We start from the raw sequence: 18,683 nt of genomic DNA on the forward strand, positions 1-18,683 counted from the left end.
GAGAAAAATGAGCGTATTAGTTAATAAAGATACAAAAGTTATTGTTCAAGGTATTACAGGTTCTCAAGGTTTATTCCATACAAAACAAATGATTGAATACGGTACGAAAATTGTCGGTGGTGTAACACCAGGTAAAGGCGGCACTGATATTGAAGGTGTACCAGTATTTGATACAGTAGAAGATGCAGTGAAAGCAACAGGCGCAAACGCTTCAGTTGTATACGTTCCACCCGCTTTTGCGGCAGATGCAATTATGGAAGCAGTTGATGCAGAAATTGATTTAGTAGTATGTATTACTGAAGGAATTCCTGTATTAGATATGGTAAACGTAAAGAGATATATGGCTGGTAAACATACACGTTTACTTGGACCAAACTGCCCAGGTGTAATCACACCAGATGAATGTAAGATTGGTATTATGCCAGGATATATTCATAAAAAAGGTCATGTTGGTATCGTATCTCGCTCTGGTACATTAACGTATGAAGCTGTACATCAATTAACACAAGAAGGTATTGGCCAATCTACTGCTGTAGGTATCGGTGGAGACCCTGTTAACGGTACAGACTTTATTGATGCGTTAAAAGCATTTAATGAAGATGAAGAAACACATGCTGTAATTATGATTGGTGAAATCGGCGGTACAGCAGAAGAAGAGGCAGCTGAATGGGTAAAAGCTAATATGACAAAACCTGTTGTAGGCTTCATTGGTGGTCAAACAGCGCCTGCTGGCAAACGTATGGGCCATGCTGGTGCAATCATTTCTGGTGGTAAAGGAACTGCTGCTGAAAAGATTAAAACAATGGAAGCTTGTGGCATTAAAGTAGCTGAAACTCCAGCAGTTATGGGAGAAACGCTAATCTCTGTTTTAAAAGAAAAAGGTCTATTTGAGACTTGCAAAAACTATTAATCTGTTGAAAGACACCTTCTTACTTGAGGGTGTCTTTTTACACTTTTTTCTGTTTACATAATAAAAATTATGGGTAAGGAGAATCAAGATGAAAAGAGAGCGGTTATTACATCTTCATTACTTGCTAGCAGATTATTGGAAAGCGATGGAGAGGCTACTATATGTCGATCCAGAATTAAAGAACATATATAATTTTAACGAAAAACAAATGGAGCACTACACTGGAATATCCTCGAAAAAATCTTCAGAACTAGTGAAATTTCTTCAAAGTTCAAATCTTCCGCAATATATATCTTATTTAGAGAAAAATCGTATCTTTTATATAACGATATGGGATGAAAATTATCCACAATTATTACGTGAAATACAAGACCCTCCCTTCGTTTTATATGGAAAAGGAGAGAAAGATTTTCTAAATAAAGTAAATAAATTAGCAGTTGTTGGAACGAGAGAACCATCATTATATGGTCATGAGAGCTTGAAATTTATTTTACACCCTTTATTAGAAAGAGAGTGGCTTATTGTCAGTGGGTTTGCAAAAGGGATAGATACAATGTCTCATGAGATTACAGTAAGGCATCATTGTCCCACTATTGGGATATTAGGGCATGGATTGTCGTTTATGTATCCGAAAGAAAATAGACATTTATATGAAATGTGGAAGGAATATATATTGTTATTGACAGAGTATCCTCCGCACTATGCACCGAAAAAATGGTATTTTCCAAAAAGGAACCGGATTATTAGTGGTATAAGTAAAGGTGTTTTAGTTGTAGAAGCGAAATCGAGAAGTGGGACACTTATTACTGCAGACCTTGCGTTAGAGCAAAATAGAGAGGTGTTTGCGCTTCCTGGACCTATATTTATAGAGGGGGCATCGGGAACAAATCATCTTATTCAACAAGGCGCAAAATTAGTAAGAAATGCAGAAGATATCTTGGAAGAGATTTTAAATTAACCTTATATTTTTAAATTTTTATTAAACAATTATTGACAAATGGTAGATTGGCACTGTATGGTATATTCATTCTTGATTGACAAAAACAAGAGAAATCAATAAGATTAATGAAGACTTGAATCCACCTCTTAAGGAGGCACTAGCATGTCAGATTACCTCGTGATCGTGGAGTCGCCTTCTAAGGCGAAGACCATTGAGAAATATTTAGGGAAAAAATACAAAGTTGTCGCGTCTATGGGACATGTTCGCGATTTGCCAAAAAGTCAAATGGGGATAGAAGTAAAGAACAACTTCACCCCGAAGTATATTACCATTCGTGGTAAAGGTCCCGTCTTAAAAGATTTAAAATCAGCGGCGAAAAAAGCAAAGAAAGTCTATCTCGCGGCCGATCCAGACCGCGAAGGGGAAGCAATTGCTTGGCATTTAGCGAATACGTTAAATGTGGACGTTGAATCAGATTGTCGGGTTGTGTTTAATGAGATTACGAAAGATGCAATCAAAGAATCATTTAAACATCCTCGTGCAATTAATATGGATTTAGTAGATGCACAACAAGCAAGACGTATACTTGATCGTCTTGTTGGTTACAATATTAGTCCTTTATTATGGAAGAAAGTAAAAAAAGGATTAAGTGCAGGGCGTGTACAATCTGTAGCAGTTCGTTTAATCATCGAACGTGAAAAGGAAATTCAAAGCTTTGAACCTGAAGAATTCTGGACAATTAAAACAGAATTTGTAAAAGGAAAAGACACATTTGAAGCAAGCTTTTACGGTGTAGATGGGGAAAAGGTTCAATTAACGAATGAAACGCAAGTGAATGAAATAATTGAACAGATGAAAGACAATGCGTTTTCAGTTGAAAATGTAACGCGCAAAGAGCGAAAACGTAATCCTGCATTACCGTTTACAACATCTTCCTTGCAACAAGAAGCAGCACGTAAGTTAAACATGCGAGCAAAGAAAACGATGATGCTTGCACAGCAATTGTATGAAGGGATAGATCTTGGAAAACAAGGAACTGTAGGTCTTATTACGTATATGAGAACTGATTCAACACGTATCTCAGAAACAGCTCAAACAGAGGCTCGTACTTACATCACTGAAGCGTATGGTACGGAATACATAGGAACAGAAAAGAAGAAAGAAACGAAAAAGTCAAATGCACAAGATGCACATGAGGCAATTCGTCCTACTTCGGTAATGAGAAAGCCAGAGGAACTAAAAAGTTTCTTAAGTCGTGATCAACTTCGATTATATAAATTGATTTGGGAGCGATTTGTTGCAAGTCAAATGGCGTCTGCTATAATGGATACTGTGACAGCGAGACTCATTAATAACAATGTTCAGTTCCGTGCAAGTGGATCGGTTGTAAAGTTCCCAGGATTTATGAAAGTGTATGTAGAGTCGAAAGATGATGGTGCTGAAGAAAAGGATAAGATGTTGCCGCCTTTAGAAGTAGGGGAAACTGTATTTTCGAAGGATTTAGAACCGAAGCAACATTTTACACAACCTCCTCCGCGCTATACAGAGGCTCGTCTAGTAAGAACACTTGAAGAACTTGGAATTGGAAGACCGTCGACTTATGTACCTACACTTGAAACGATTCAAAAACGTGGATATGTAGGCTTGGATAATAAACGCTTCGTTCCGACTGAACTTGGTGAAATAGTAATTGAACTTATTTTAGAATTTTTCCCGGAAATTATTAACATTGAATTTACTGCCAATATGGAGCAAAGCCTTGATGAAGTGGAAGAAGGAAATGCCAATTGGGTGAAAATTGTTGATGATTTCTACGTAGGATTTGAACCGCGCTTAGAAAAAGCGGAAAAAGAAATGCGTGAAGTGGAAATTAAAGATGAGCCAGCTGGGGAAGACTGTGAATTATGCGGACATCCAATGGTCTTTAAAATGGGTAAATACGGGAAGTTTATGGCTTGTTCGAATTTCCCTGATTGTCGTAATACAAAACCGATTGTGAAAGAAATCGGTGTAACTTGTCCGAAATGTGAAGAAGGACAAATTATTGAGCGTCGTAGTAACAAAAAGAAACGCCTTTTCTATGGATGCGGTACGTATCCAGAATGTGACTTTGTATCTTGGGATAAGCCGATTGGTCGTAAATGTCCGAAGTGTGAAGGCATGCTTGTAGAGAAGAAGTTGAAAAAAGGCGTGCAAGTACAATGTATTTCGTGCGATTATGAAGAAGAACAACAAATGTGAGCGTAACTGCTCACATTTTTTTCGGGAAGAAAAGGAAAGGTGATATATATGACAACACAAGTAGTAAACGTCATTGGCGCAGGTCTTGCAGGAAGTGAAGCGGCTTACCAAATTGCAAAACGTGGTGTCCAAGTTAGATTATATGAAATGAGGCCGGTAAGGCAAACGCCAGCTCATCACACAGATAAATTTGCTGAATTAGTATGTAGTAACTCACTTCGTGCAAACACTTTAACAAATGCAGTTGGAGTTATTAAAGAGGAAATGCGTTTAATGGATTCTGTAATTATTCGTGCGGCAGATGAGTGCTCTGTACCAGCTGGAGGTGCGTTAGCTGTAGACCGTCATGAGTTCGCAGCTAAAGTAACAGAATACGTAAAAAACCATCCGAATGTAACGGTAGTGAACGAAGAGCTTACTGAAATTCCAGAAGGACCAACAATTATTGCAACAGGTCCACTTACATCTCCTGATCTTGCTGCACAATTAAAAGAACTAACAGGTGAAGATTATTTCTATTTCTACGATGCGGCAGCACCAATCGTAGAAAAAGACAGTATTGACATGAATAAAGTATATTTAAAATCGCGTTATGACAAAGGCGAAGCTGCATATTTAAATTGCCCAATGACAGAAGAAGAGTTTGACCGTTTTTATGAGGCTTTAATTGCTGCTGAGACAGTGCCTTTAAAAGAGTTTGAAAAAGAAATTTTCTTTGAAGGTTGTATGCCAGTAGAAGTTATGGCAAGTAGAGGGAGACAGACGCTAGTATTTGGACCTATGAAACCTGTTGGATTGGAAGATCCAAAAACAGGGAAAACGCCATATGCTGTTGTTCAGTTACGTCAAGATGATGCAGCAGGAACTTTATACAATATCGTAGGTTTCCAAACGCATTTAAAGTGGGGACCACAAAAAGAAGTGCTACAGTTAATACCGGGACTGGAAAATGCAGAGATTGTACGTTATGGTGTAATGCATCGTAATACGTTTATTAATTCACCTAATTTGCTTCGTCCAACATATCAATATAAACAACGTGATGATTTATTCTTCGCTGGTCAAATGACTGGAGTAGAGGGATATGTTGAATCAGCAGCATCAGGATTATTAGCAGGAATTAATGCTGCACGTCTTGTGCAAGGTGAAGAGCCAGTTGTATTACCGTCAGTAACTGCGATGGGCAGCATGGCAAATTACATTACGGCAACGAACGCTAAAAACTTCCAACCGATGAATGCGAACTTCGGTCTATTTGCACCGTTAGAGAAGAAGATCAAAAAGAAAGCGGAACGAAATGAAGCATACGCAACACGCGCTTTAGAAACAATTCAAAATTTTGTAAATATTTAGTTAAATTTCTTGCAAAGGCTACTAAGTTGTGATACGATTTAGTAGCCTTTATTGAGGTGAGTTGTGTGAATGTGAAGAAATTGTTACAATTATTCGTTGGATATTTACAAATTGAAAGAAATTATTCAAAATATACAATTGCAAGTTATCAAAATGATTTAGAACATTTTGTGCAATTTATGGAGCGAGAAGGCATATCCTCTTTTTTAGACGTTACATACGCGGATGTTCGTTTGTACTTAACGACGTTGCACGATGAAAAGTTAGCCCGTAAATCTGTCGCAAGAAAAGTATCAAGCTTACGAAGTTTATATCGTTTTTTGATGCGTGAAGGTTATCGGAAAGATAATCCGTTTGCACTTGCGTCACTCCCCAAAAAAGAATTGTCAATCCCAAAGTTTTTATATGCTGAAGAGTTAGAGGAATTATTTGAAGTTTCTGACACGGGAACGCCATTAGGTCAAAGGAATCAAGCTTTATTAGAGTTGATGTATGCGACTGGAATCCGTGTGAGTGAATGTGTCAATTTACAACTTACCGATATTGACTTTGCGGTGGGAACAATTTTGGTAATGGGAAAAGGAAAAAAACAAAGGTATATTCCGTTCGGAAGCTATGCGCAAGATTCTTTAATTACTTATATAGAGAATGGGAGAAAACAGTTAGTTAATAAGACTGACGAAGACTCTCGTATGGTGTTTTTAAATGCGAAAGGTACACCGCTAACAAGTCGTGGAGTGCGTTATGTTTTAAATGAACTCATTAAAAAGGCTTCACTGACAATGCGAATAAGTCCCCATATGTTAAGGCATACATTTGCTACACATATGTTAGATGAAGGGGCGGATTTACGTACTGTACAGGAGCTATTAGGTCATGAGAATTTGTCGACCACACAAATTTATACGCATGTCTCTAAAGAAAGATTGCGTTCTGTTTACATGAAGCATCACCCGCGGGCATAAATTGCTTTAAAAGCTATAAAAACAAATAAAGGAGTTTTTTCTATGGGGAATTTCCACGCTACAACGATATTTGCAGTTCATCATAATGGAGAATGTGCAATGGCTGGAGATGGTCAGGTGACAATGGGAAATGCTGTTGTAATGAAACATACAGCTCGTAAAGTTCGCAGACTTTTCCAAGGTAAAGTTTTAGCTGGTTTTGCAGGTTCAGTTGCTGATGCATTTACTCTTTTTGAAATGTTTGAAGGAAAATTAGAAGAGTATAATGGCAACTTGCAGCGTGCAGCTGTTGAAATGGCAAAACAATGGCGTGGCGATAAAATGTTACGTCAACTAGAAGCGATGCTCATTGTCATGGATAAAACAACTATGCTCCTTGTTTCAGGTACAGGAGAAGTGATTGAACCGGATGATGGTATTTTAGCAATTGGATCTGGTGGGAATTATGCACTTTCTGCAGGTCGTGCTTTAAAGCAATATGCAAGTGAACACTTAACAGCGAAACAAATTGCGAAAGCGAGTTTAGAGATTGCTGGCGATATTTGTGTTTATACGAATCACAACATAATTGTTGAAGAATTGTAGAATCGTAAGGGAGGCATTTTATATGCATTTACATTTTACTCCGCGCCAAATTGTGGAAAAATTAGATCAATACATCATCGGTCAAAAAGACGCAAAGAAAGCGGTTGCTGTAGCGTTGAGAAATCGATACCGTCGCAGTAAATTAGCTGAAAATTTACGTGATGAAATAGCACCTAAAAACATTTTGATGATTGGACCGACAGGTGTTGGGAAAACAGAGGTAGCACGACGAATGGCGAAACTCGTTGGAGCACCTTTTATTAAGGTTGAGGCTACAAAATTTACAGAAGTTGGATATGTGGGTAGAGATGTAGAGTCGATGGTACGTGACCTTGTGGAAACATCGGTTCGTATTGTAAAAGAAGAAATGGTAGTGAAAGTTCAAGATAAAGCAGAAGAGCAAGCGAATCAACGTCTTGTTGAAATTTTAGTGCCGAGTCCGGAGAAGCAATCTGGATTTAAAAATCCATTAGAGATGCTTTTTGGGGGCGCTCAAAATTCGAGTCAAACGTCTGATACACAAGAAGATGGTGAAATTGAAAAGAAACGTCAAGATGTGGAGAGAAAGCTTGCTGCAGGGCTTCTTGAAGACGAAATTGTATCGATTGAAGTGACTGAGCAACAGTCGTCAATGTTTGATATGTTACAAGGAACTGGCATGGAGCAAATGGGAATGAATTTCCAAGATGCGTTAGGGAGTTTTATGCCGAAAAAAACAAAAAAACGTAAACTTTCTGTAAAAGAAGCAAGAAAACTCTTGACAAATGAAGAGGCACAGCGCTTAATTGATATGGATGAAGTTACACAAGAGGCTGTTTATCGTGCTGAACAGCTCGGGATTATTTTTATCGATGAAATTGACAAAATTGCTGGTAAGCAGTCGAATAGCGTAGATGTATCACGTGAAGGTGTGCAACGTGACATTTTGCCAATTGTAGAAGGGTCGAATGTTGCGACAAAATACGGATCAGTAAAAACGGATTATATTTTATTCGTTGCAGCTGGAGCGTTCCATATGTCTAAACCGTCGGATTTAATTCCGGAATTGCAAGGGAGATTTCCGATTCGAGTAGAATTAACGAAATTATCGACAGACGATTTTGTTAAAATATTAATCGAGCCTGACAATGCGTTAATTAAACAATATATGGCATTATTAGCGACTGAAGGTATAGAAATTGAATTTTCAGACGAAGCTATTCGTAAGATTGCTGAGATTGCTTATCAAGTTAATCAGGATACAGATAATATTGGAGCAAGAAGACTTCATACGATTATGGAGAAGCTCCTTGAAGATTTATCGTTTGAAGCATCTGAAATTACGTTAGAGAAAATAACGATAACCCCTCAATACGTTGAGGAGAAATTAGCATCAATTGCTAAAAATAAAGATGTGAGCCAGTTTATTTTGTAATAGTGTCATCAGGTGACTCGCCCTAGTTTCCAAGTGATGAAAAAATATGTGAGTAACATGTAGGAGGAACTTTTGAAATGGAATTATTAGCAAAAACAAGAAAATTAAATGCGTTATTACAGAGCGCAGCAGGGAAGCCTGTAAACTTTAGAGAAATGTCTGACACAATGTGTGAAGTAATCGAAGCAAACGTATTCGTAGTTAGCCGTCGTGGTAAATTACTAGGTTATGCAATTCACCAACAAATCGAAAACGAACGCATGAAGCAAATGCTTGCAGAACGTCAATTCCCAGAAGAATATACACAAAGCTTATTCAACATTACAGAAACATCTTCAAACTTGGATGTGAACAGTGCTTACACAGCATTCCCAGTAGAAAACAGAGAATTATTTGGTCAAGGTTTAACTACAATCGTACCAATCGTTGGTGGTGGTGAGCGTCTAGGTACATTAGTATTAGCTCGTCTAGGTCAAGAGTTCTTAGATGACGATTTAATCCTTGCTGAGTACAGCTCAACTGTTGTAGGTATGGAAATCTTACGTGAAAAAGCAGAAGAAATCGAAGAGGAAGCACGTAGTAAAGCTGTTGTTCAAATGGCGATCAGCTCATTATCTTACAGTGAGTTAGAAGCAATTGAGCACATCTTCGAAGAATTAAATGGAACAGAAGGTTTACTTGTTGCAAGTAAAATTGCTGATCGCGTAGGAATTACTCGCTCTGTAATCGTAAATGCACTACGTAAATTAGAAAGTGCTGGTGTTATTGAGTCTCGCTCTTTAGGTATGAAAGGAACATACATTAAAGTGCTAAACGACAAGTTTCTACAGGAACTTGCTAAATTAAAAACAAACTAATTTATAAAAAACTCTCCTCGATTGAGGAGAGTTTTTTTGTGCAATGATTGATGGTGCTTGTGAAAAGTGGCATAAGCGTGTTTTCTGGGAAAACTATTAATTGTATTTTGCTTTTTTGCTTAAAAGAAATGAAGGTTGGTAATACTAGAATTCGAGTATGAACAAAGAAAGTTTTACATTGTTCGCATTTTCGACTTGATTGTAATATTTCAGTATGATATAGTAAGCAGTGGTGTCAGTACAAAGTACACACGTTTACTGATTTAAGTGTTGGTGCTACGTTTGTAGTTTCGCTTAGAGATGAAGTAAACGGAGGATATCAAAAACCATTTAGGAGGAACTATATTATGTCAGTAATTTCTATGAAGCAATTGCTTGAAGCTGGTGTTCATTTCGGACATCAAACTCGTCGTTGGAACCCAAAAATGAAGCGTTACATTTTCACAGAGCGTAACGGTATCTACATCATCGACTTACAAAAAACTGTGAAAAAAGTTGAGGAAGCTTACAGAACGATGCGTGACATCGCTGCTGAAGGTGGAGACATTTTATTCGTAGGTACTAAAAAACAAGCACAAGAAGCTATTAAAGAAGAAGCAACTCGTGCGGGTATGTACTTCGTTAACCAACGTTGGTTAGGTGGAACTTTAACAAACTTCCAAACAATCCAAAAGCGTATCAAGCGTCTTAAAGACATCGAAAGAATGCAAGAAGATGGTACTTTCGAAGTACTACCTAAGAAAGAAGTTGTTCAACTTAAAAAAGAGTTAGAGCGTCTTGAGAAATTCTTAGGCGGTATTAAAGATATGAAAGGTCTTCCAAGTGCATTATTCGTAGTAGACCCTCGTAAAGAGCGTATTGCAGTTGCTGAAGCACGCAAATTACACATTCCAATCATCGGTATCGTTGATACAAACTGTGATCCAGACGAAATCGATCACGTTATCCCAGCAAACGATGATGCAATTCGTGCTGTAAAACTTCTTACATCTAAAATGGCAGACGCGATCCTTGAAGCAAAACAAGGTGAAGAAACTGTTACTGCGTAACAAAGTTGGAAAGGTGATAAGGGGTTCGGCCTTTTATCACCTTTTTTAAGGTATAAACACCTTTATAAAAAGTATAAATACATATTTTAGGAGGATGAAAAGTATGGCAATCACTGCTCAAATGGTAAAAGAATTACGTGAAAAAACTGGCGCAGGTATGATGGACTGCAAAAAAGCTTTAACAGAAACTAACGGCGACATGGAGAAGGCAATTGACTTCTTACGTGAAAAAGGTATTGCGAAAGCTGCTAAAAAAGCAGACCGCATTGCTGCTGAAGGTTTAACTTTCATCGAAACAAACGGTAACGACGCTTTAATCTTAGAATTAAACTCTGAAACTGATTTCGTTGCGAAAAACGAAGGTTTCCAAGCATTAATTAAAGAACTAGCTGCTCACTTATTAGCTAACAAACCTGCTAACGTTGAAGAAGCTATGACTCAAACAATTGAAGGCGGCAAAACAGTAGAAGAGCACATCAACGAAGCAATCGCTAAAATTGGTGAAAAACTTACACTTCGTCGTTTCGAAATCGTATCAAAAACTGATGCAGATGCATTCGGCGCTTACCTACACATGGGTGGACGTATTGGTGTATTAACAGTTCTTGAAGGTTCTACTGATGAAGCAGCTGCTAAAGATGTAGCAATGCACATTGCAGCAGTTAACCCTAAATACATCGACCGCGATGCTGTAACAGCTGAAGAAGTTGAGCATGAGCGTCAAGTATTAACACAACAAGCATTAAACGAAGGCAAGCCTGAAAAAATCGTTGCAAAAATGGTTGAAGGCCGTCTAGGCAAATTCTTCGAAGAGATTTGCTTACTTGACCAAGCATTCGTTAAAAACCCTGATATGAAAGTTCGTCAGTTCGTTGAGTCTAAAGGCGGAACATTAAAAGGATTCGTTCGCTACGCTGTTGGCGAAGGTATCGAAAAACGTGAAGACAACTTTGCTGAAGAAGTAATGAACCAAGTAAAAGGTAGTAACTAATACAGATTAGGGAACACATTGTGTTCCCTTTTTTAAAATAAAGATGTAAGCAATTGGAGGTTCATTATGAGTAAACCGAAATATAATCGTGTCGTTTTAAAGTTAAGTGGAGAAGCTTTAGCTGGAGAGCAAGGATTTGGAATTAATCCAACTGTTATTAAGTCAGTTGCAGAACAAGTAAAAGAAATTGCAGAACTTGATGTAGAGGTTGCTGTTGTTGTTGGTGGCGGTAACATTTGGCGTGGGAAAATTGGAAGTGAAATGGGCATGGATCGTGCAGGAGCAGATTACATGGGCATGTTAGCTACAGTTATGAATTCATTAGCTCTTCAAGATAGCTTGGAGAATATTGGAATCCAAACTCGTGTACAAACTTCAATTGAGATGCGTCAAGTGGCAGAGCCTTACATTCGCCGTAAAGCAGTTCGTCACTTAGAGAAAAAACGTGTTGTTATCTTTGCAGCAGGTACAGGTAATCCATACTTCTCTACAGATACAACAGCAGCATTACGTGCAGCGGAAATCGAAGCAGACGTTATTTTAATGGCGAAAAATAATGTGGATGGCGTATATAGCGCAGATCCATCTATTGACCCAACGGCTACGAAATACGAAACGCTTACTTACTTAGATGTATTAAAAGAAGGTTTAGGTGTAATGGATTCTACAGCTTCTTCTCTATGTATGGATAATGATATTCCATTAATTGTATTCTCGGTTATGGAAAAAGGTAATATTAAACGTGCCGTTTTAGGCGAAAATATTGGAACAGTTGTAAGGGGGAAATAAATATGGGACAACAAGTATTGAAGTCTTCAAATGAAAAAATGGAAAAAGCAGTTGCTGCTTATTCTCGTGAATTAGCAACAGTTCGCGCTGGTCGTGCAAGCTCGTCTGTATTAGATAAGGTACAAGTTGATTACTATGGTGCACCAACACCAGTTGTGCAATTAGCGAACATTACAGTTCCAGAAGCACGTTTACTTGTAATTCAACCTTATGATAAAACTTCTATCGGTGATATCGAAAAAGCAATTTTAAAAGCAGATTTAGGCTTAAACCCTTCTAATGATGGAACTGTAATTCGTATTGCATTCCCTGCATTAACAGAAGAGCGTCGTCGTGATCTTGTTAAAGTTGTGAAAAAATATGCTGAAGAAGCAAAAGTTGCTGTTCGTAACGTACGTCGTGACGGAAATGATGATCTTAAGAAGCTTGAAAAAGCTGGCGAGATTACAGAAGATGATTTAAGAGGATATACTGAAGATATCCAAAAAGAAACAGATAAATATATTGCAAAAGTTGACGAAATCGCAAAAAACAAAGAAAAAGAAATCATGGAAGTGTAATAGCGATTACTTCGCAAATATGACCCTCTTCTTAAGGGGGTCTTTTTACACTTTTAGGCATACGTCTGCTTGTTGGAGGGTATGAATGATGTTTAAAAACTTTCCTTTTTTTAAAGGTAAAAAGGACACATCGTTTGATCATCTCGTTGAAGAAGTGAAAAAAGGATATATCCCAGAACATATTGCCATCATTATGGATGGGAATGGAAGATGGGCAAAGAGGAGAGCAATGCCTCGTATTGCGGGACATCATGAAGGTATGCAAGTTGTAAAGAAAATTACAAAATTTGCAAGTAAACTTAATGTGAAAGTGTTAACTCTCTATGCTTTTTCAACTGAGAACTGGAAAAGACCGAAAAAGGAAGTTGATTATTTAATGAAGCTTCCAGAAGAATTTCTAGGTACATTTTTACCAGAATTGATTGAAGAAAACGTACAAGTCCGAGTAATAGGGCAAAAAGATCGTCTTCCTACGCATACACGCAGAGCGATGGAGAAAGCCATGGAAGATACGAAAGAGAATACGGGATTAATTCTTAATTTCGCGTTAAACTATGGAAGTCGAGATGAAATCGTTTCTGCTGTGCAACATATGATGAAAGATAACGAGGAAGGAAAAATTCGTTCTGAAGAGGTAAGTGAAGAAATGCTTTCTTCCTACTTAATGACGAGTTCTTTACCTGATCCAGAGTTGTTAATCCGAACAAGCGGAGAGCTACGTATTAGTAATTTCATGTTATGGCAAATTGCGTATTCGGAGTTTTGGTTTACAGACGTGTATTGGCCAGACTTCAAAGAAGAACATTTGCTAAATGCAATTACTGACTTTCAACATAGAGGGCGCAGATTCGGAGGCGTGTAGAAAGAGAGGGTTTGGTAGTGAAACAGAGAATTATTACTGGAGTGGTTGCTGCCGCGCTATTCATTCCCATCGTAATATACGGTGGCGTGCCTTTTACGGTTTTAGTGTATGCACTTGCTTCTATAGGTTTATATGAATTAATTCGTATGAATAAGCTTACGCTTATTTCAGTACCGACAGTTTTAGCTGCAGTATTATTGTGGATTCTTTTAATTCCAAGTAGTGCATCAGAACTGTTTACATGGATTGGATTAGGTAAATTGGAAATCACATTTGTGATTGTTTTATTACTTTTATCATATACAGTCCTTTCTAAGAATACATTTACTTTTGATAATGCTTCATTTTTACTGATGGCAACGACATATGTGGCAATGGGATTCTTATATTTAAATGAAACGAGAATATTAGGAATTAAATATGTGTTTTGCGCATTATTTATTATATGGGCTACTGATTCAGGCGCATATTTCGTAGGAAAAGCATTAGGCAAGAGAAAATTGTGGCCAGAAATTAGTCCAAATAAAACGATTGAAGGTTCATTAGGCGGCATCGTTTGCGGAATTATCGTGGCACTTGTTTACAACGCGTTCTTCCCAGTTGAATCGAATGTAGTAATTTTAATTGTGCTGACAATTATCATTTCTATTTTTGGACAAATTGGTGATTTAGTACAATCTGCTTTTAAACGTCATTATGGCGTAAAGGATTCAGGTACAATTTTACCTGGACATGGTGGTATATTAGATCGAACAGATAGTTGGTTATTCGTTTTACCAATTCTCTACTTCTTATTACAATACAATTAATAAATGAACGAGGGGTTGGAGTCATGAAAAACATTAGTTTATTAGGTGCGAGCGGATCAATTGGTACACAAACTTTAGATGTATTACGCTCGCACCCAGACCAATTCCGTCTCGTTGCTTTTTCTGTAGGGAAAAATATTGACTACGCAGTAAAGGTAATTCAAGAATTTTCTCCGCAAATCGTCTCTGTGCAAAGAGAGGAAGATGTTTCAAAATTACAAGCTGTTTCTGGTAATACAAAAATTGTATATGGTAGTGAAGGGCTTTTAGAAGTAGCATTACATCCAGATGCGGAGATTGTAGTAAATGCTGTTGTAGGTAGCGTAGGGTTGTTACCAACACTTCGTGCAATTGAGGCGAAAAAAACAATTGGAATTGCAAATAAAGAAACGTTAGTAACTGCAGGACATCTTGTAATGGAAGCAGCACGAAAACATAATGTTTCGTTACTTCCAGTAGATAGTGAACATTCAGCTATTTTTCAATGCTTGAATGGTGAAAATGAGAAAAGAATTTCTCGTCTTATTATAACGGCTTCTGGTGGAAGTTTCCGTGATAAAACGAGGGATGAATTGCATCATGTGACCGTAGAAGATGCGCTTCGACATCCAAACTGGTCAATGGGTTCGAAAATTACAATTGATTCTGCTACAATGATGAATAAGGGACTAGAAGTAATTGAAGCACATTGGCTTTTTGGTATCCCTTACGAGCAAATCGATGTTGTTTTACATAAAGAAAGTATTATCCATTCTATGGTTGAATTTGAAGATCGTAGTGTAATGGCGCAGCTTGGTTCACCTGATATGCGAGTACCAATTCAATACGCACTTACATATCCTGATAGATTGCCTCTTTCAGACACAAAACAGTTAAACTTATGGGAAATAGGGACGTTGCATTTTGAGAAAATGGACCAAGAAAGATTCCGTTGTCTACGTTTTGCGTATGAAGCTGGAAAAGCAGGTGGAAGTATGCCAGCTGTAATGAACGCAGCGAATGAAGTAGCTGTTGAAGCCTTTTTACAAAAGAGAATTGGTTTCTTAACAGTAGAAGACCTCATTGAAAAAGCAATGAACCATCACAATGTCATTGCACGTCCGAGCTTAGAGGAAATTCTGGAAATTGATGCAGCCACAAGACGGTTTGTGATGGAACAAATTTAGCAAAGGTGGTTATGGAATTGAATACAGCGATTGCCTTTATATTAATTTTCGGTGCACTCGTATTTTTCCATGAGCTAGGACATCTATATTTCGCAAAAAGAGCAGGTATTTTATGCCGCGAGTTTGCGATTGGTTTTGGTCCGAAAATATTCTCATTTGAAAAGAATGAAACGGTGTATACGATTCGATTACTGCCCCTTGGTGGCTATGTAAGAATGGCTGGCGAGGATGCGGACACAGTTGAGTTAAAGCCTGGGAAAAAGGTTGGCCTTGTATTAAATGAAAAAGACGAAGTTGTGAAATTAGTTTTTGATGGATATGAAAAGTATCCAAATGTTCGTGTCATTGAAGTCGAACAAGCTGATTTGGAGCACAATCTAACAATTTCGGGCTATGAGGAGTACGAGGAAGAGCTTCAAACGTTCCGAGTGAATGAAAAAGCTCGTATTATTACTGCGGGGGAAGAAATTCAAATTGCTCCGTATAATAGACAATTTGGTTCAAAAAAATTAGGGCAACGCGCTTTAACAATCTTTGCGGGTCCTGCAATGAACTTCATTTTAGCATTTGTTATTTTTGTGATTCTTGGATTTGTACAAGGGGTTCCTATTGACAAACCAATGGTCGGAAAAGTGATGGATAATAGTGCAGCACAGCAAGCTGGATTGAAAGAGAATGATACAATTCAAGCGATTGATGGAAAAAACACAAGTACATGGAAAGATGTTGTTGACATTGTACGTGAAAATCCGGATAAAGAAATTACGTTACAAGTAAAGCGTGATAATGAACAGTTTAATGTGAAAGTAACGCCAACACTCGATAAAGAAGGAAAAGACGAAGTTGGTAGAATTGGTGTTTATTCCCCTGTAGAGAAAACAGTAATGGGTTCTATTAAATCAGGATTTGAACAAACATACCAATGGACGAAACTAATTTTTGAATCTCTTGTGAAATTAGTAACTGGTCAATTTTCTATTAATGAGTTGTCAGGTCCAGTAGGAATTTATAATCTAACAGATCAAGTTGTAGATTATGGATTTACGCGTGTACTAAGTTTAGCGGCAGTTTTAAGTATTAATCTTGGTTTATTCAATTTATTACCAGTTCCTGCTTTAGACGGTGGCCGTTTATTCTTCTTCTTAATTGAGGCGTTACGAGGAAAACCAATTGACCGTCAAAAAGAAGGAATGGTTCACTTTATTGGTTTTGCATTATTAATGTTATTAATGTTAGTTGTAACATGGAATGACATTCGTAAGTTTTTCTTGTAAAATAGAATGAAACTTATAATGAAATAGAGCCCGTAGAATAAAATCCCTCACCTAATTCGAGGTGAGGGGTTTTACTGCGTGTAAGAGTAAAATGAAGAGGTGCAAATAAATGAAACAAAGTATGGTATTCAGTCCTACATTACGTGAAGTTCCAGCTGATGCTGAAATTAAGAGTCATCAATTATTACTTCGCGCAGGTTTTATGCGTCAAAATGCTTCTGGTATTTATAGTTTTCTACCATTTGGGTTAAAAGTATTACACAAAGTAGAACGTATCGTTCGAGAAGAAATGGAGCGCGCAGGAGCTGTGGAATTATTGATGCCAGCTATGCAAGCTGCAGAATTATGGCAAGAATCAGGTCGTTGGTATTCTTACGGATCTGAATTAATGCGTATGAAAGATCGTAACGCTCGTGAGTTTGCTTTAGGAGCGACGCATGAAGAAGTAATTACTGATCTTGTACGTGATGAAATAAAATCATATAAAAAATTACCGTTAACATTATATCAAATTCAAACGAAATTCCGCGATGAACAAAGACCTCGTTTCGGTTTATTACGTGGAAGAGAGTTTCTAATGAAAGATGCATACTCTTTCCATGCTACACAAGAGAGCTTAGATGAAGTATACGATCGCTTATACAAAGCATATTCTAACATTTTTGCTCGTTGTGGTTTGAACTTCCGTGCAGTTATTGCTGATTCTGGAGCAATGGGCGGAAAAGATACACATGAATTCATGGTATTATCTGATGTTGGTGAAGATACAATTGCATACTCTGATACATCTGATTATGCAGCGAACATTGAAATGGCTCCTGTTGTAGCTACGTATACGAAGAGTGACGAAGCGGAAATGGCACTTGAAAAGGTTGCAACGCCAGATCAAAAAGCGATTGAAGAAGTATCTGCATTCTTAAACATTGAAGCTGACAAGTGTATTAAGTCTATGGTATTTAAAGTAGATGAGAAATTAGTAGTTGTACTTGTTCGTGGTGATCACGAAGTAAACGATGTAAAAGTGAAAAATGTATACGGCGCTTCAGTTGTTGAGCTTGCTTCTCATGAGGAAGTAAAAGAATTATTAAATTGTGAAGTTGGTTCATTAGGACCGATTGGTGTAACAGGTGATATCGAAATTATCGCTGACCATGCTGTAGCATCAATTGTCAACGGATGTTCAGGAGCGAACGAAGAAGGATTCCATTATGTAAATGTAAATCCAGAACGTGACTTTAAAGTAAGTCAGTATACAGATTTACGCTTTATTCAAGAAGGAGACCAATCTCCAGACGGAAACGGAACAATTCTTTTTGCACGTGGAATTGAAGTTGGTCATGTATTCAAATTAGGAACTCGTTATAGTGAAGCAATGAACGCAACATTCCTAGATGAAAATGGGAAAACACAACCACTTATTATGGGTTGTTACGGTATCGGTGTATCTCGTACAGTGGCAGCAATTGCAGAGCAGTTTAATGATGAGAACGGCTTAGTTTGGCCGAAAGCTGTAGCACCGTTCCATGTGCATGTAATTCCAGTAAATATGAAATCTGATGCACAACGTGAAATGGGTGAAAACATCTACAACTCATTACAAGAAAAAGGCTATGAAGTGTTATTAGACGATCGTGCAGAACGTGCAGGTGTTAAATTTGCAGATGCAGATTTATTCGGCCTTCCAGTTCGTGTTACAGTTGGTAAAAAAGCAGACGAAGGTATTGTAGAAGTGAAAGTACGTGCTACAGGTGAGTCTGAAGAAGTAAAAGTAGAAGAACTTCAAACATATATTGCAAATATTTTAAAATAAGAAGAGGTACCTCGTAATGGGGTACCTTCTCTTTCTTTGTAAACGTATTTTGTAAAAGAAGAAGTGAGAAATCTTTCTTTGTAGTACGTTTCAATTTATAATAGCAAA

17 protein-coding genes are annotated in these 18,683 nt (G+C 37.7%); all 17 read left to right on the plus strand.

All coding sequences use genetic code 11. From position 1 onward, the window contains the following. The first annotated feature begins 7 nt into the window (after nt 1–7). The 17 genes from sucD to MR160_RS00735 all read left to right on the plus strand — a co-directional run bounded on the left by sucD (nt 8) and on the right by MR160_RS00735 (nt 18,575). Nucleotides 8–910 (plus strand): succinate--CoA ligase subunit alpha, encoded by a 903-nt coding sequence (sucD, locus tag MR160_RS00655; protein WP_000115178.1) that lies wholly within the window; start codon nt 8–10, stop codon nt 908–910. An 88-nt stretch (nt 911–998) separates the two neighbouring features. Next, the gene (gene dprA / locus MR160_RS00660; RefSeq protein ID WP_000818044.1) at nt 999–1,868 is read left to right on the plus strand and encodes a DNA-processing protein DprA; all 870 of its coding nucleotides are present in this window, start codon (nt 999–1,001) and stop codon (nt 1,866–1,868) included. A gap of 144 nt (nt 1,869–2,012) precedes the next feature. Beyond that, entirely contained in the window at nt 2,013–4,091 is a 2,079-nt protein-coding gene (gene topA, locus MR160_RS00665) for a type I DNA topoisomerase (RefSeq protein WP_001286957.1), read from the plus strand. Between the two features lie 48 nt (nt 4,092–4,139). Then, complete coding sequence (gene trmFO, locus MR160_RS00670) at nt 4,140–5,444, plus strand: FADH(2)-oxidizing methylenetetrahydrofolate--tRNA-(uracil(54)-C(5))-methyltransferase TrmFO (RefSeq protein WP_000213006.1); 1,305 nt, start codon at nt 4,140–4,142, stop codon at nt 5,442–5,444. A gap of 65 nt (nt 5,445–5,509) precedes the next feature. Continuing rightward, entirely contained in the window at nt 5,510–6,409 is a 900-nt protein-coding gene (gene xerC / locus MR160_RS00675) for a tyrosine recombinase XerC (RefSeq protein ID WP_001101245.1), read from the plus strand. A gap of 42 nt (nt 6,410–6,451) precedes the next feature. Beyond that, entirely contained in the window at nt 6,452–6,994 is a 543-nt protein-coding gene (hslV, locus tag MR160_RS00680) for an ATP-dependent protease proteolytic subunit HslV (RefSeq protein ID WP_000526274.1), read from the plus strand. Nucleotides 6,995–7,016: 22 nt separating this feature from the next. Then, nucleotides 7,017–8,408 carry an ATP-dependent protease ATPase subunit HslU gene (gene hslU / locus MR160_RS00685; protein WP_000550083.1) on the plus strand — a complete coding sequence of 464 codons (1,392 nt, stop codon included), beginning with the start codon at nt 7,017–7,019 and terminating at the stop codon, nt 8,406–8,408. A 77-nt stretch (nt 8,409–8,485) separates the two neighbouring features. Then, nucleotides 8,486–9,265, plus strand: a complete 780-nt coding sequence (gene codY, locus MR160_RS00690; protein WP_000421290.1) for a GTP-sensing pleiotropic transcriptional regulator CodY — start codon at nt 8,486–8,488, stop codon at nt 9,263–9,265. Between the two features lie 347 nt (nt 9,266–9,612). Continuing rightward, complete coding sequence (gene rpsB, locus MR160_RS00695; RefSeq protein ID WP_000111485.1) at nt 9,613–10,314, plus strand: 30S ribosomal protein S2; 702 nt, start codon at nt 9,613–9,615, stop codon at nt 10,312–10,314. Nucleotides 10,315–10,417: 103 nt separating this feature from the next. Then, complete coding sequence (gene tsf, locus MR160_RS00700; RefSeq protein ID WP_001018576.1) at nt 10,418–11,305, plus strand: translation elongation factor Ts; 888 nt, start codon at nt 10,418–10,420, stop codon at nt 11,303–11,305. A gap of 66 nt (nt 11,306–11,371) precedes the next feature. Then, nucleotides 11,372–12,094 (plus strand): UMP kinase, encoded by a 723-nt coding sequence (gene pyrH / locus MR160_RS00705; RefSeq protein ID WP_000042669.1) that lies wholly within the window; start codon nt 11,372–11,374, stop codon nt 12,092–12,094. A gap of 2 nt (nt 12,095–12,096) precedes the next feature. Beyond that, nucleotides 12,097–12,654 carry a ribosome recycling factor gene (frr, locus tag MR160_RS00710; protein WP_000531505.1) on the plus strand — a complete coding sequence of 186 codons (558 nt, stop codon included), beginning with the start codon at nt 12,097–12,099 and terminating at the stop codon, nt 12,652–12,654. 85 nt (nt 12,655–12,739) lie between these two features. Then, nucleotides 12,740–13,516, plus strand: a complete 777-nt coding sequence (gene uppS / locus MR160_RS00715; RefSeq protein WP_000971296.1) for an isoprenyl transferase — start codon at nt 12,740–12,742, stop codon at nt 13,514–13,516. 17 nt (nt 13,517–13,533) lie between these two features. After that, complete coding sequence (cdsA, locus tag MR160_RS00720) at nt 13,534–14,325, plus strand: phosphatidate cytidylyltransferase (protein WP_000813589.1); 792 nt, start codon at nt 13,534–13,536, stop codon at nt 14,323–14,325. A 23-nt stretch (nt 14,326–14,348) separates the two neighbouring features. Further along, nucleotides 14,349–15,491: a 1-deoxy-D-xylulose-5-phosphate reductoisomerase gene (gene dxr, locus MR160_RS00725; protein ID WP_242297027.1), complete on the plus strand. Its 1,143-nt coding sequence runs from the start codon at nt 14,349–14,351 to the stop codon at nt 15,489–15,491. Between the two features lie 17 nt (nt 15,492–15,508). Then, a complete protein-coding gene (gene rseP, locus MR160_RS00730) occupies nt 15,509–16,765 on the plus strand; it encodes an RIP metalloprotease RseP (protein ID WP_001090241.1) in 1,257 nt (418 codons plus the stop codon). A gap of 109 nt (nt 16,766–16,874) precedes the next feature. After that, nucleotides 16,875–18,575 (plus strand): proline--tRNA ligase, encoded by a 1,701-nt coding sequence (locus tag MR160_RS00735; protein ID WP_000814295.1) that lies wholly within the window; start codon nt 16,875–16,877, stop codon nt 18,573–18,575. Nucleotides 18,576–18,683 lie beyond the last annotated feature (108 nt).

Source organism: Bacillus cereus group sp. BfR-BA-01382, assembly GCF_022663475.1.
Lineage (GTDB): Bacteria > Bacillota > Bacilli > Bacillales > Bacillaceae_G > Bacillus_A > Bacillus_A thuringiensis_S.

Coding starts and splice junctions, on each gene's coding strand:
- topA (WP_001286957.1), top strand. CDS start 2,013: ATGTCAGATTACCTCGTGATCGTGGAGTCGCCTTCTAAGGCGAAGACC.
- uppS (WP_000971296.1), top strand. CDS start 12,740: ATGATGTTTAAAAACTTTCCTTTTTTTAAAGGTAAAAAGGACACATCG.
- MR160_RS00735 (WP_000814295.1), top strand. CDS start 16,875: ATGAAACAAAGTATGGTATTCAGTCCTACATTACGTGAAGTTCCAGCT.
- sucD (WP_000115178.1), top strand. CDS start 8: ATGAGCGTATTAGTTAATAAAGATACAAAAGTTATTGTTCAAGGTATT.
- trmFO (WP_000213006.1), top strand. CDS start 4,140: ATGACAACACAAGTAGTAAACGTCATTGGCGCAGGTCTTGCAGGAAGT.
- dprA (WP_000818044.1), top strand. CDS start 999: ATGAAAAGAGAGCGGTTATTACATCTTCATTACTTGCTAGCAGATTAT.
- codY (WP_000421290.1), top strand. CDS start 8,486: ATGGAATTATTAGCAAAAACAAGAAAATTAAATGCGTTATTACAGAGC.
- hslU (WP_000550083.1), top strand. CDS start 7,017: ATGCATTTACATTTTACTCCGCGCCAAATTGTGGAAAAATTAGATCAA.
- pyrH (WP_000042669.1), top strand. CDS start 11,372: ATGAGTAAACCGAAATATAATCGTGTCGTTTTAAAGTTAAGTGGAGAA.
- hslV (WP_000526274.1), top strand. CDS start 6,452: ATGGGGAATTTCCACGCTACAACGATATTTGCAGTTCATCATAATGGA.
- frr (WP_000531505.1), top strand. CDS start 12,097: ATGGGACAACAAGTATTGAAGTCTTCAAATGAAAAAATGGAAAAAGCA.
- tsf (WP_001018576.1), top strand. CDS start 10,418: ATGGCAATCACTGCTCAAATGGTAAAAGAATTACGTGAAAAAACTGGC.
- dxr (WP_242297027.1), top strand. CDS start 14,349: ATGAAAAACATTAGTTTATTAGGTGCGAGCGGATCAATTGGTACACAA.
- rpsB (WP_000111485.1), top strand. CDS start 9,613: ATGTCAGTAATTTCTATGAAGCAATTGCTTGAAGCTGGTGTTCATTTC.